This is a genomic window from Kitasatospora sp. GAS1066B, assembly GCF_041262605.1.
Taxonomy (GTDB): domain Bacteria; phylum Actinomycetota; class Actinomycetes; order Streptomycetales; family Streptomycetaceae; genus Kitasatospora.
The window spans coordinates 425,988-439,181 of sequence record NZ_JBGCCO010000001.1 but is presented as its reverse complement, the minus strand read 5'-3'; the positions used below and the strand labels follow the sequence as shown (position 1 = coordinate 439,181).

General features: G+C 70.0%; 12 protein-coding genes and 1 pseudogene. 10 read left to right on the top strand and 3 right to left on the bottom strand.

The features are described from left to right. Positions 1 to 38: 38 nt before the first annotated feature. Together ABH937_RS01360 and ABH937_RS01355 are read right to left on the bottom strand one after the other, a co-directional pair. On the bottom strand, positions 39 to 710 hold the full coding sequence (locus ABH937_RS01360; RefSeq protein WP_280689210.1) for a response regulator transcription factor: 672 nt from the start codon (positions 708 to 710) through the stop codon (positions 39 to 41). Then, positions 711 to 1,625 (bottom strand): RecB family exonuclease, encoded by a 915-nt coding sequence (locus ABH937_RS01355; protein WP_370216836.1) that lies wholly within the window; start codon positions 1,623 to 1,625, stop codon positions 711 to 713. 179 nt (positions 1,626 to 1,804) lie between these two features. Here ABH937_RS01355 and ABH937_RS01350 point away from each other — a divergent pair, with 179 nt between their 5' ends. The 3 genes from ABH937_RS01350 to ABH937_RS01340 all read left to right on the top strand — a co-directional run bounded on the left by ABH937_RS01350 (position 1,805) and on the right by ABH937_RS01340 (position 4,890). Continuing rightward, positions 1,805 to 3,031: a site-2 protease family protein gene (locus ABH937_RS01350; protein ID WP_280689208.1), complete on the top strand. Its 1,227-nt coding sequence runs from the start codon at positions 1,805 to 1,807 to the stop codon at positions 3,029 to 3,031. Between the two features lie 76 nt (positions 3,032 to 3,107). Continuing rightward, complete coding sequence (locus ABH937_RS01345) at positions 3,108 to 4,064, top strand: tRNA (adenine-N1)-methyltransferase (RefSeq protein ID WP_370216835.1); 957 nt, start codon at positions 3,108 to 3,110, stop codon at positions 4,062 to 4,064. Between the two features lie 175 nt (positions 4,065 to 4,239). Next, positions 4,240 to 4,890, top strand: coding sequence for a hypothetical protein (locus ABH937_RS01340; protein WP_370216834.1), 651 nt, complete (start codon positions 4,240 to 4,242; stop codon positions 4,888 to 4,890). Between the two features lie 65 nt (positions 4,891 to 4,955). On the opposite strand, the gene ABH937_RS01335 is transcribed toward ABH937_RS01340, so the two are convergent. Then, a complete protein-coding gene (locus ABH937_RS01335; RefSeq protein ID WP_280689205.1) occupies positions 4,956 to 5,258 on the bottom strand; it encodes a ferredoxin in 303 nt (100 codons plus the stop codon). Positions 5,259 to 5,479: 221 nt separating this feature from the next. Here ABH937_RS01335 and arc point away from each other — a divergent pair, with 221 nt between their 5' ends. The 7 genes and pseudogenes from arc to pafA all read left to right on the top strand — a co-directional run bounded on the left by arc (position 5,480) and on the right by pafA (position 13,088). Continuing rightward, the gene (arc, locus tag ABH937_RS01330; protein ID WP_280689204.1) at positions 5,480 to 7,246 is read left to right on the top strand and encodes a proteasome ATPase; all 1,767 of its coding nucleotides are present in this window, start codon (positions 5,480 to 5,482) and stop codon (positions 7,244 to 7,246) included. A 139-nt stretch (positions 7,247 to 7,385) separates the two neighbouring features. Beyond that, entirely contained in the window at positions 7,386 to 8,897 is a 1,512-nt protein-coding gene (gene dop / locus ABH937_RS01325; protein ID WP_280689203.1) for a depupylase/deamidase Dop, read from the top strand. Between the two features lie 178 nt (positions 8,898 to 9,075). Further along, entirely contained in the window at positions 9,076 to 9,294 is a 219-nt protein-coding gene (locus tag ABH937_RS01320; RefSeq protein WP_280689202.1) for a ubiquitin-like protein Pup, read from the top strand. 6 nt (positions 9,295 to 9,300) lie between these two features. Beyond that, a pseudogene (locus ABH937_RS01315) lies at positions 9,301 to 9,777 on the top strand (endonuclease domain-containing protein); the annotation flags it as partial. A gap of 68 nt (positions 9,778 to 9,845) precedes the next feature. Then, positions 9,846 to 10,688, top strand: a complete 843-nt coding sequence (gene prcB / locus ABH937_RS01310) for a proteasome subunit beta (protein ID WP_280689201.1) — start codon at positions 9,846 to 9,848, stop codon at positions 10,686 to 10,688. Positions 10,689 to 10,724: 36 nt separating this feature from the next. Continuing rightward, complete coding sequence (prcA, locus tag ABH937_RS01305; protein WP_370216833.1) at positions 10,725 to 11,573, top strand: proteasome subunit alpha; 849 nt, start codon at positions 10,725 to 10,727, stop codon at positions 11,571 to 11,573. A 153-nt stretch (positions 11,574 to 11,726) separates the two neighbouring features. Then, positions 11,727 to 13,088 (top strand): Pup--protein ligase, encoded by a 1,362-nt coding sequence (gene pafA, locus ABH937_RS01300; protein WP_280689199.1) that lies wholly within the window; start codon positions 11,727 to 11,729, stop codon positions 13,086 to 13,088. Positions 13,089 to 13,194 lie beyond the last annotated feature (106 nt).

Genomic DNA, 13,194 nt, shown 5'->3' with positions numbered 1-13,194 from the left:
CGAATCGACGAATCGTTTCCCGCAGGGCAGGGCAGGGCCTATGCCGCGCCCGGCCGGACCAGCCCGCTCTCGTAGGCGAAGACCGCGGCCTGCACCCGGTCGCGCAGCCCGAGCTTGGTCAGCACATGGCCCACGTGCGTCTTCACCGTGGTCTCGCTGACGAACAGCTCGGCGGCGATCTCGGCGTTCGACAGCCCCTTGGCGACCAGCCGCAACACCTCCATCTCCCGCTCGGTCAGCGCGGTCAGCGCGGGCGAGGGCGTCTCGTCGCCCGAGGGCAGCCGGGTCGCGTACATGTCCAGCAGCCGGCGGGTGATCGAGGGCGCCAGCATCGCGGCCCCGTCGGCCACCACCCGGATCGCCTGCACCAGCTCCTCGGCCGGCACGTCCTTGAGCAGGAACCCGCTGGCCCCGGCCCGCAGCGCCTCCACCACGTACTCGTCCAGGTCGAAGGTGGTCAGCACCAGCACCTTCACCGGGCCGTCCCGACCCGGCCCGACGATCCGTCTGGTCGCCTCCACCCCGTCCATCCGGGGCATCCGGATGTCCATCAGCACCACATCGGGCTGCAGGGCCCGCACCTGTTCCAGCGCCTGCTGACCGTCCCCGGCCTCGCCCACCACCACCAGATCGGACTCGGCCTCCAGAATCATCCGGAAACCGGTGCGCAGCAGTGGCTGGTCGTCGACCAGCAGCACTCGGATCGCCACCTAGGACTCCTTGCTCGTCATGCTCGTCACGGTCTTCTGCGGCGGCAGCCCGGTGATCGGCAGGGGGTAGGGCGGGGGAGTCCCGCCGAACTCCGGGCAGCTCGCCTGATGGTCGCACCAGTCGCAGAGCCGGTTGCGGGTGGCCGGGAACTCCCCGGTGGCCACCGCCCGGCCGATGGTCTCCCAGAGCGCCAGCAGCTTGCGCTCCACCGAGCGCAGGTCCGCCTCGTCCGGGTCGTAGCTGACCACGTCACCGCCGCCGCCCAGGTACACCAGCTGCAGCCGCTTGGGCAGCACGCCCTTCCAGCGCCACACCACCAGGGCGTAGAACTTCATCTGGAACATCGCCTTGCCCTCGAAGTCCCGCGAGGGCGCGCGCCCGGTCTTGTAGTCCACCAGCCGCACCTCGCCGGTGGGCGCCACGTCGACCCGGTCGATGTAGCCGCGCAGCTTCAGCCCCGAGTCGAGCACGGTCTCCACGTACAGCTCGCGCTCCACCGGCTCCAGCCGGGTCGGGTCCTCCAGCCGGAACCACTGGGCGAGCAGCTTCTCGGCGTCCGCCAGCCAGCGCGCCAACTGCTCGGCCGCCTCCCCGTCCGCCTCCCCGTCCGCGCCCGCGTCCGCACCCGGGAACAGCTCGGCCAGCTCCGGCCGCTCACCCAGCAGCCGCTCCCACTGCGGGCGCAGCAGCTCCAGCGCGCGCTGCGGGGTCCGCTCGCCGGCCGGGTGGTCGAAGAGCCGCTCCAGCACCGCGTGCACCAGGGTGCCCCGGGTGGCCGCCTGGCTCGGCGGCTCCGGCAGCTTGTCGATCACCCGCAGCCGGTAGAGCAGCGGGCAGGTCAGGAAGTCCCCGGCGCGCGAAGGGGACAGCCCGCTCGGCGGCACGGCCTGGCGGGCGGTCTCGGTCTGCTGCATACCCAGACCCTATGGGGTCCGGCTGTCATCCGGCTGTCAGACCACTCACCGCCCGCAAGTTGGGTAGAACGTTCACCAGGGGGCACTCACGCCATCGCGGTCCGAGATCACGTAGCGTGGGCAGCCTCCGCCCGCCAGGGACGGGGCCGAGGCGGGGACGACGACCTGAAGGGGTCACGGTGAGCGACACCACAGGGCAGCAGACCTCACAGCAACCGCCACGCCAGAACGGTCCCGCCGGCCCCGACGGCCCCGCCAAGGAGCCGGAGCGTCCCGGCGGCGCGATCCTGATGGGCCGTCCGTTCGGCGTGCCGATCTACGTCACCCCCACCTGGTTCCTGATCGCCGCCCTGATCACCTGGCTCTTCGGCGACCAGCTCTCCAACGTGCTGCCCGGCCTCGGCTTCACCCGCTACCTGGTGGCGCTCTCCTTCGCGATCGCCTTCTACGCCTCCGTCCTGGTCCACGAGCTGGCCCACACCCTGGTCGCGCTGCGCTACAAGCTCGGGGTCCGCCGGATCCAACTGCAGTTCTTCGGCGGCATCTCCGAGATCGAGAAGGAGGCCGAGACCCCCGGCCGGGAGTTCTGGCTGGCCTTCGTCGGGCCGCTGCTCTCCCTGGTGCTCGGCGGGATCTGCTGGCTCTTCCTGGACCTGGTCGAGCTGGAGACCGTGCCCGGCGTGCTGCTGGCCGGCCTGATGGTGGCCAACCTGGTGGTCGCCGTCTTCAACCTGCTGCCCGGCCTGCCACTGGACGGCGGCCGGATGCTGCGCGCCGTGGTCTGGGGCCTGACCGGACGCCAGATGACCGGCACCATCGCGGCCGCCTGGGCCGGGCGGGTGCTCGCCCTGGTCGTGCTGTTCGGCCTGCCCGCGATCAGCTCGGCCCGGGCCGGCGCCCAGCAGAGCGGCAGCCAGGCGCTGCTCGACTCGGTGCTGGCCGCGGTGCTCGCCGTGGTGATCTGGAACGGCGCCGGCGGGGCCCTGCGCAACGCGAGACTCAAGGAGGCGCTGCCCGGCCTGGCGGTGCGCGGCCTGACCCGTCGGGCCGTCTCGGTCACCGCCGAGACCCCGCTCGCCGAGGCGCTGCGCCAGGCCCGCGAGGCCCAGGCCGGCGCGGTGGTGGTGATCGACGGCCACGGCGACCCGATCGCGCTGGTCAAGGAGGCCGCCGTGCTCCAGGTCCCGGAGCACCGCCGCCCCTGGGTGGCCGTCGGGGCGCTGGCCCGCTCGCTCGAACCCGGCCTGCGGATCTCCGCCGACCTGGACGGCGAGCAGCTGCTGGCCGCGCTGCGCACCACCCCGGCCAGCGAGTACCTGGTGGTCGAGGAGGACGGCCGGCCCTACGGCGTGCTCGCCGTCTCCGACGTCGAACGCCGGCTGAGCGCGGTGCTCACCGGCCGCTGAGCCCACAGCTGCCGGTCACGGACCGTGATGATCGCCCGGCGTCGAGCGGTGTCCGGGCCGGGATAGGATTGTCGGCATGTCCGAACCGACCGGTGCCACCCGCAGGCGGGGGCCATTCACGGTCGGGGATCAGGTTCAGCTGACCGACCCCAAGGGCCGTCACTACACGTTCACGCTCGAGGGTGGAAAGAACTTCCACACCCACAAGGGCGCGTTCCCACATGATGAGCTGATCGGCGCCCCCGAGGGCACCGTCGTGCGCACCACCGGGAACGTCCCCTATCTCGCGCTGCGCCCCCTGCTCCCCGACTACGTCCTGTCCATGCCCCGCGGCGCCGCCGTGATCTACCCCAAGGACGCGGGGCAGATCCTGGCCATGGCCGACATCTTCGCCGGCGCCCGCGTGGTCGAGGCCGGCGTCGGCTCCGGCGCGCTCAGCACCTACCTGCTGCGGGCCGTCGGCGACACCGGGCTGCTGGCCTCCTACGAGCGCCGCCAGGACTTCGCGGACATCGCCCGCAGCAACGTCGAGCGCTACTTCGGCGGCGCCCACCCGGCCTGGAAGCTCACCGTCGGCGACCTCCAGGACAACCTGGTGGAGAGCGACGTCGACCGGATCATCCTGGACATGCTGGCGCCCTGGGAGTGCCTGGACGTCGCCGCCAAGGCGCTCGTCCCCGGCGGCCTGATCTGCTGCTACGTGGCCACCACCACCCAGCTGTCGCGCACCGTCGAGGCGCTGCGCGAGCACGGCACCTTCACCGAGCCGCAGTCCTGGGAGACCATGGTCCGCACCTGGCACGTCGAGGGCCTGGCCGTCCGCCCCGACCACCGGATGATCGGGCACACCGGCTTCCTGCTCACCTCCCGCCGGCTGGCCGACGGCGTCGAGCCGCCGCTGCGCCGCCGCCGCCCCGCCAAGGGCGCCTACGGCGAGGACTACGACAACGGCTCGGTCGAGACCAGCCTGGCCGAGCGCGCCGCCGCCCGGGCCGCCGCCAAGGCCGCCACGCCGGTGATCGACCAGGACTGACCGGGACGACCCGTCCCGCCCGTCCGCCCTCGGGGGCGGCGCTCCCGCCCGGAGCGCCGCCCCGGAGGCGTTCGGCCGGCTGCTCGACGGGCGGCGCCCCCGGTGCCGACCACACCGCGCCCATGTGCGACGATCTGCGCGTACACGTTCACCCCGGGCCGGTGGAGGGGACCTCTTGGCCAACGCAGCGGACACGACGGCACCCGATCCGGCGCGCACCCCCCGACCCACCGAGCGTGCCCAGGCGCCGGCACCCGCCGCCGCCCGCTCGGGCCCCTGGCGCTGGGGCCTGGTCGCGCTGGCCTGCACCGCCCTGGTCACCGGCACGCTGGCCGCCGCACCGAGCGTCGCGAGCCACCCGCTCGGCGCCCCGGGCAGCGCGCAGGGCGCCACCGACACCCCGCACGCGCTGCCCACCGCGCAGGCCCCGGACCCCGCCCAGGCCCAGCTCCCGCTGGACTGCGGACCGATGCCCACCGCCGTGTCGATCAGCTTCACCGCCGACCTGGGCGACGGCACCCCGGCCACCGTGGTCGCCGCCCACTGCCAGGCCGGCAGCGGCACCGCCCCCGACGGCGTCTTCGTCCTCGCCCCCGGCCAGGACGGCCACCCGGCCGTGCGCGACACCCTGCTGCGCTGGCAGGAGGGCTTCACCGTGACCCGGCTCGCGCTGCGCTCCGACGGCACCATCACCGCCATCGCCAAGGGCTACTCCACCGCCGACGTGCCGCGCTGCTGCCCCGACCTGACCGTCCAGTTCAACTGGACCCGGCACGCCGACGGCTACCAGCGCACCCAGCAGATCGCCCCGACCGCCGCGACCTGACCGAGGGTCAGCACCGCTCAGCCTGACGGGGCGCCAACTCGCCCCGGTCAGGGGCCACTCGCGGCTCAGTCCGCGTCCGGCCCGTACACCTCGACGCGGTCGGCGACCCGTCGCACGTGGATGCAGTCGCCCGGGCAGTCCTTCGCCGAGTCCACCACGTCCTGAAGCAGCGTCAGCGGCACCCGCGTGGTGGCCCCCGGCTGCTGGCGCAACTCGTCGTCCTCGCCCTTCACATAGGCCAGACCGTCGATGTCCAGTTCGAAGACCTCCGGCGCGTACTGGACACAGATCCCGTCCCCGGTGCACAGGTCCTGATCGATCCACACCTCGAGAGGCTCGGCGGCACCCGCCCCACTGGTCACTGACATCGGTTCCTGCCTAGAAACGGTCACGATCGGATATTGACTCGCTCGACCCTACCCTCCGCCCGCTTTCCGGGCGTGTGCGGTGGGTATCTGCTTGCCGAGGGGAAGCACACACGGGTGAAGATCGGACACACCCCTTCCGTCTTTCTTGATCTAGGGGTTTACGCGACCCCTAGTGCAGGTAGGGTCTGGAAGCATCCCGCTCCCCGGAGGAGGTGAGGACCGTGGCAGCCCACGATGACGACTACAACCGCAGTGCCGGCAAGCCCGCCCGTGGTTCCGACGAGGCCGCACAGGTCTCGTACCTGGAGCAGGAGATCGCCGTGCTGCGTCGCAAGCTGGCCGACTCCCCGCGCTCTTCGAGAGTTCTCGAAGACCGGATCGTCGAGCTTCAGACCAACCTGGCCGGCGTGACCGCTCAGAACGAGCGGCTCGCAGCCACCCTGCGCGAGGCCCGCGACCAGATCGTGGCCCTCAAGGAGGAAGTGGACCGGCTGGCCCAGCCCCCCGCCGGATTCGGCACCTTCCTCACGCAGAACGAGGACGGCACCGCCGACATCTTCACGGGCGGGCGAAAGCTGCGCGTCAACGTCAGCCCCACCATCGACCTGGACGAGCTGCGTCGCGGGCAGGAAGTCCTGCTCAACGAGGCACTCAACATCGTCGACGCCTTCGCCTTCGAGTCGATCGGCGACCTCGTCACCCTCAAGGAGGTGCTCGAGGACGGCGAACGCGCGCTGGTCGTCGGACACACCGACGAGGAGCGGGTGGTGCGGCTGGCCGAGCCGCTGCGTGACATCACGCTGCGCGCCGGCGACGCGCTGCTGCTGGAGCCGCGCTCCGGCTACGTCTACGAGGTGGTGCCCAAGGCCGAAGTCGAGGAACTGGTCCTCGAAGAGGTCCCGGACATCGACTACCGCCAGATCGGCGGCCTCGCCAACCAGATCGAGCAGATCCGCGACGCGGTCGAACTGCCCTACCTGCACGCCGACCTCTTCAAGGAGTACGAGCTGCGCCCGCCCAAGGGCGTCCTCCTCTACGGCCCGCCCGGCTGCGGCAAGACGCTGATCGCCAAGGCGGTGGCCAACTCGCTCGCCAAGAAGGTCGCCGAGGTCACCGGCCGCCCGCAGGGCAAGAGCTACTTCCTCAACATCAAGGGCCCCGAGCTGCTCAACAAGTTCGTCGGCGAGACCGAGCGGCAGATCCGCCTGGTCTTCCAGCGGGCGCGCGAGAAGGCCAGCGAGGGCACCCCCGTCATCGTCTTCTTCGACGAGATGGAGTCGCTCTTCCGCACCCGCGGCTCCGGCATCAGCTCGGACGTGGAGAACACCATCGTCCCCCAGCTGCTCGCCGAGATCGACGGCGTGGAGGGCCTGGAGAACGTCATCGTGATCGGCGCCTCGAACCGCGAGGACATGATCGACCCGGCGATCCTGCGCCCCGGCCGACTCGACGTCAAGATCAAGATCGAGCGTCCGGACGCCGAGGCCGCCAAGGACATCTTCTCCAAGTACCTCAGGAACTCGCTGCCCTTCCACCCCGACGACCTCAAGGAGCACGAGGGCTCGGTGGACACCACCGTGCTCGCCATGATCCAGACCGTGGTCGAGCGGATGTACACCGAGAGCGAGGAGAACCGCTTCCTGGAGGTCACCTACGCCAACGGTGACAAGGAAGTCCTCTACTTCAAGGACTTCAACTCCGGCGCCATGATCCAGAACATCGTGGACCGGGCCAAGAAGATGGCGATCAAGGACTTCCTCGACCACGGCCAGCGCGGTCTGCGGGTCTCCCACCTGCTCGCCGCCTGCGTGGACGAGTTCAAGGAGAACGAGGACCTGCCCAACACCACCAACCCGGACGACTGGGCCCGGATCTCGGGCAAGAAGGGCGAGCGGATCGTCTTCATCCGCACGCTGGTCACCGGCAAGCAGGGCGCGGAGTCCGGCCGCTCCATCGACACCGTCGCCAACACCGGGCAGTACCTGTAGCAAGCGCCCACGGCCCCGGCAGGCCGGACAGGCTCGACAGACGCGGCTGGCGGACCCGATGGTCCGTCAGCCGCGGTGGCACAGCAGGGACGTCGGTGCCCCGCCCGCTCGGGGCGGAGCGACGGGCAAGGAGGGCCGCATGACCGTAAGGCGCGTGATGGGCATCGAGACCGAGTACGGGATCTCCGTACCCGGACACCCCAACGCCAACGCCATGCTCACCTCGTCCCAGATCGTCAACGCCTACGCGGCGGCGATGCACCGGGCGCGCCGCGCCCGCTGGGACTTCGAGGAGGAGAACCCGCTGCGGGACGCGAGGGGATTCGACCTCGCCCGGGAGGTGGCCGACGCCAGCCAACTCACCGACGAGGACATCGGCCTGGCCAACATCATCCTCACCAACGGAGCCCGCTTCTACGTCGACCACGCACACCCCGAGTACAGCTCGCCCGAGGTGACCAACCCGCGCGACGCCGTGCTCTGGGACAAGGCCGGCGAGCGGATCATGGCCGAGGCGGCCGCCCGCGCCCTGGAGCTGCCCAACGGGCAGAACATCCACCTCTACAAGAACAACACCGACAACAAGGGCGCCTCCTACGGCACCCACGAGAACTACCTGATGCAGCGGGCCACCCCGTTCGCCGACATCGTGCGCCACCTCACCCCGTTCTTCGTCTCCCGCCCGGTGGTCACCGGCGCCGGCCGGGTCGGCATCGGCCAGGACGGCTCCGCCCACGGCTTCCAGCTCAGCCAGCGGGCCGACTACTTCGAGGTCGAGGTCGGCCTGGAGACCACCCTCAAGCGCCCGATCATCAACACCCGCGACGAGCCGCACGCCGACGCGGAGAAGTACCGCCGGCTGCACGTGATCATCGGCGACGCCAACCTCTCGGAGATCTCCACCTACCTCAAGCTCGGCACCACCTCGCTGGTGCTGGCCATGATCGAGGACGGCTTCATCGCCGTCGACCTCGCCGTCGACCAGCCCGTGCGCACCCTGCACCGGGTCTCCCACGACCACGAGCTGCGGTACCAGATCACGCTGCGCAACGGCCGCAAGCTCACCGCCGTCCAGCTTCAGATGGAGTACTACGAACTGGCCCGCAAGTACGTCGAGGACCGCTACGGCCACGACGCCGACGAGCAGACCAAGGACGTGCTCAGCCGCTGGGAGGACGTGCTCGGCAAGCTGGAGCGCGACCCGATGAGCCTGTCCAAGCAGCTCGACTGGGTCGCCAAGAAGGAACTGCTGGAGGGCTACCGCCAGCGCGACGGCCTGGACTGGGACAACCCCCGGCTGCACCTGGTCGACCTCCAGTACAGCGACGTGCGCGCCGAGAAGGGCCTCTACAACCGCCTGGTCGCCCGCGGCCGCTTCGAGCGCCTGCTCACCGAGGAAGAGGTGCTGCGCGCCGTCCACCAGCCCCCGGACGACACCCGCGCCTACTTCCGCGGCCGCTGCCTCGACCAGTACGCCGAGCACGTGGCCGCGGCCTCCTGGGACTCCGTCATCTTCGACCTGCCGGGCCGCGACTCGCTGCAGCGGGTCCCCACCCTGGAGCCCCTGCGCGGCACCCGCAACCACGTCAAGGAACTGCTCGACCGCTGCCGCACCGCCGAGGAACTGGTCCGGGTGCTGAGCGGTGGGTGAGTGATCCGTCACCACGGGTGAAAGCCCCCGGCGATGGGAATCATCAGGGTGAGGTTCCGGCGTTTCATCAAGTACCAACCACGAACGGGCAGCGCCTCGCGCCACCCGGTGTATAGGGTCTGAGCAGCAAGCCCGGACCGACCAACCGTGCCAGACGATTGCGAGCGGGGTGAGGGACATGGCGACCAAGGACACCGGCGGCGGCCAGCAGCGGGCGAACCGCTCCTCGGAGGACGTCGAGGAGCAGACCGCGGAGGCGGAGCAGTCCGAGGAGCTCAAGGAGCGCCAGGAGAAGCTGAGCGAGGACGTCGATTCCGTGCTGGACGAAATCGATGAAGTGCTCGAGTCCAACGCAGAGGACTTCGTTCGGGGATTTGTTCAGAAGGGTGGGCAATAATCCCAGATGTCCGAATTTGAAAATCGGGCATGGTGCAGTCGGTGCCAGCAATGGCCGGGCCGTGCTCAGTTTGCGCGCAATAGGTCGATGAGGAGCGGCCTGCAGGCCTATTGTCGTGAATGTTCAGCGAAGTACTACGACGCGCGGCAGCGGGCGAAGGGGAGAATCCCGAGGCCGCGCGTCGAAGTGCCTAAAGGTCACAAGCGGTGCCCTGATTGCGGCGAGGTGAAACCGCATTCCGAGTGGGACAGGAACGCGAAGCAGTCAAGCGGCCTGGCGCCGTACTGCAAGCCGTGTCGTTCGGCCCGGAATCGCGAGAGCCATTTCCGCCGTACCTACGGCATGACCGAAGCCGACCTCCGGGCCATGCTCAAGGAGCAGTGCCACATCTGCCCGATCTGCCAGGACAAACGCGCAGAGCATGTGGATCACGACCACGAAACGGGTAGGGTCCGTGGCATCCTCTGTTTCGCGTGCAACGCGGCGCTGGGGCAGATGCGGGACCGGCCCGACGCGCTCCGGCGGGCTGCCGACTACCTGGAAGGAATCGTGTGGAAGCCAACACTCGTGGCACCGGGCGTCTACCGGCTGCCTTCCTCACCCCCGGACATTCCTCCTTCATGGAGTTCCTGGCGGAGCACTCGCCGGAACTCATCCCCGGCCGCCGCGCCCTGCCCGAAGGGCTGACGATCGAGGCGCCGCACGGGACGACCATCGTCTCGGCGGTCTTCGACGGTGGTGTGGTGATCGCCGGTGACCGGCGGGCCACCATGGGCAACGTGATCGCCCAGCGCGACATCGAGAAGGTCTTCCCGGCCGACGAGTACAGCGCGGTCGGCATCGCCGGCACCGCGGGGCTCGCGGTCGAGATGGTGCGGCTGTTCCAGCTGGAGTTGGAGCACTACGAGAAGATCGAGGGCACCGTGCTCTCGCTGGAGGGCAAGGCCAACCGGCTGACCACCATGATCCGGGGCAACCTGGGGATGGCGATGCAGGGGCTGGCCGTGGTGCCGCTGTTCGCGGGGTACGACCTGGACCTGGGGCGTGGGCGGATCTTCACCTACGACGTCACCGGTGGGCGCTCCGAGGAGCGCGGCTTCGCCGCGACCGGCTCCGGCTCGGTCTTCGCCCGAGGCTCGCTCAAGAAGCTCTACCGCAGTGACCTGACGGCGGATCAGGCCGCCACCCTGGTGGTCCAGGCGCTGTACGACGCGGCCGATGACGACTCGGCCACCGGCGGTCCCGACCTGGCCCGCCGGATCTTCCCGATCGTCTCGCTGATCACCGCGGACGGTTTCCGCCGGCTCTCCGAGCAGGAGGTGGGCGAGATCGCGATCTCGATCACCGAACACCGCCGCAACCAGCCCGACGGTCCCCAGGCTCCGCTCCTCTAACTCCGCCGTCCACCACCAGAAGGGGATGACCCGCCGGTGTCCACACCGTTCTACGTCTCGCCGCAGCAGGCCATGGCGGACCGCGCGGAATACGCCCGCAAGGGCATCGCGCGTGGTCGCAGCGTGGTCGTGCTCACCTACGCCGACGGCATCGTCTTCGTGGCCGAGAACACCTCCCGGGCGCTGCACAAGGTGTCCGAGATCTACGACAAGATCGCCTTCGCCGCGGTCGGTCGCTACAACGAGTTCGAGAACCTGCGGATCGGCGGCGTGCGCTACGCCGATCTGCGCGGGTACTCCTACGACCGGGCCGATGTGACGGCCCGTGGGTTGGCCAACGTCTACGCGCAGACGCTGGGCACCATCTTCTCGTCGGTCGGCGAGAAGCCGTACGAGGTGGAGCTGATCGTCGCCGAGGTGGGCAAGGGCCCCGAGGACGACCAGATCTACCGGCTCACCCCTGACGGTTCGGTGGTCGACGAGCAGAACTCGGTGGTGGTCGGTGGCAACGCCGACTCGATCGGGAACTACCTCGGGCAGCGCCACCGGGTGGGGATGAGCCTGTCCGAGGCGCTCGGGGTGGCTGTCGAGTCGCTGGCCCGTGACCCCAACGGCGGCTCGCCGCGCACCCTCACCCCCGAGCAGTTGGAGGTGGCGGTGCTGGACCGGCAGCGGCCCCAGCAGCGCAAGTTCAAGCGGATCCTGGGCGGCCAGCTGAGCCGGCTGCTGAGCGGCGACGCCACGACCGACGCGGACTCGGACGCGGAGCCGCAGACGGGTACCGACACGGCTGCGGCCACGTCCGGCGACACCACGTCCGACGCCACCTCCGACGCCACCTCCGACGCCACCTCCGCTACCGAGGAGCCCGGCGCCGAGGAGTGACGGCGGGTCGCCGGTGGGGTGCGACGGGCTGACCGCCGCACCCCACCGGCGTGCTCGCGGGTGACCCGTGGGTGACCGGGCCGGCACGGATCGTGATCCGATTGGCCTCTCCGAAACGGTTTCAGATCCCCGCCAAAAGCGTAAAGTCCAGGCATGGACCGCCGAATTTTCGGGCTGGAGAACGAGTACGGCGTCACGTGTACGTTCCGGGGACAACGGCGTCTGTCTCCGGACGAGGTGGCCAGGTACCTCTTCCGCCGCGTAGTTTCCTGGGGCCGCAGCAGCAATGTGTTCCTGCGCAATGGCGCCCGCCTGTACCTCGATGTCGGTTCGCACCCGGAGTACGCCACCCCGGAGTGCGATGACGTCACCGAACTGGTGACGCACGACAAGGCGGGCGAGCGGATCCTCGAGGGCCTTCTGGTGGACGCCGAACGGCGGCTGCACGAGGAAGGCATCGCGGGGGACGTCTACCTCTTCAAGAACAACACCGACTCGGCCGGCAACTCCTACGGCTGCCACGAGAACTACCTGGTGGCCCGACACGGGGAGTTCTCCCGGCTGGCGGACGTGCTGATCCCGTTCCTGGTGACCCGCCAGCTGATCTGCGGGGCGGGCAAGGTGCTGCAGACCCCGCGCGGCGCGGTCTTCTGCGTCAGCCAGCGGGCCGAGCACATCTGGGAGGGCGTCAGCTCGGCGACCACCCGGTCCCGGCCGATCATCAACACCCGGGACGAGCCGCACGCGGACGCCGAGCGCTACCGCCGACTGCACGTGATCGTCGGTGACTCCAACATGTCGGAGACCACCACGCTGCTCAAGGTGGGCGCCACCGATCTGGTGCTGCGCCTGATCGAGGCGGGCGTGGTGATGCGCGACCTGACGCTGGAGAACCCGATCCGGGCGATCCGCGAGGTCAGCCACGACCTGACCGGCCGCCACCAGGTGCGGTTGGCCAACGGGCGGGAGGCGAGCGCGTTGGAGATCCAGGAGGAGTACTACTCGAAGGCGCTGGAGTTCGCCGACCGCAAGGGGCTGAACACCGGCACGGTGGGTCGGGTGCTGGAGCTGTGGGGCCGCACCCTGGAGGCGGTGCGCACCGAGGATCTGGCCAAGGTCGGCACCGAGATCGACTGGATCATGAAGTACCAGCTGATCGAGCGGTACCGGGAGAAGCACCAGATGAGCATGTCGAACCCGCGGGTCGCCCAGATCGATCTCGCGTACCACGACATCCACCGCCGCCGCGGCCTCTTCTACCTGCTGCAGAACAAGGGGCAGGCGCAGCGGGTGACCACCGACCTGAAGGTCTTCGAGGCCAAGTCGGTGCCGCCGCAGACCACTCGGGCCCGGCTGCGCGGTGACTTCATCCGCAAGGCGCAGGAGCAGCGGCGGGACTTCACGGTGGACTGGGTGCACCTGAAGCTGAACGACCAGGCGCAGCGCACGGTGCTCTGCAAGGACCCGTTCCGCTCGGTGGACGAGCGGGTGGAGAAGCTGATCGCGGGCATGTGAGCGGGCAGGTGAGCGGCCGGCTGAGCGGGCCGCTGAGAGGCCTGATCGGCTGAGTGAAGAGGGTTGATCCGATCGCTGCGGCCCCGCCTCCTCGGGAGGCGGGGCG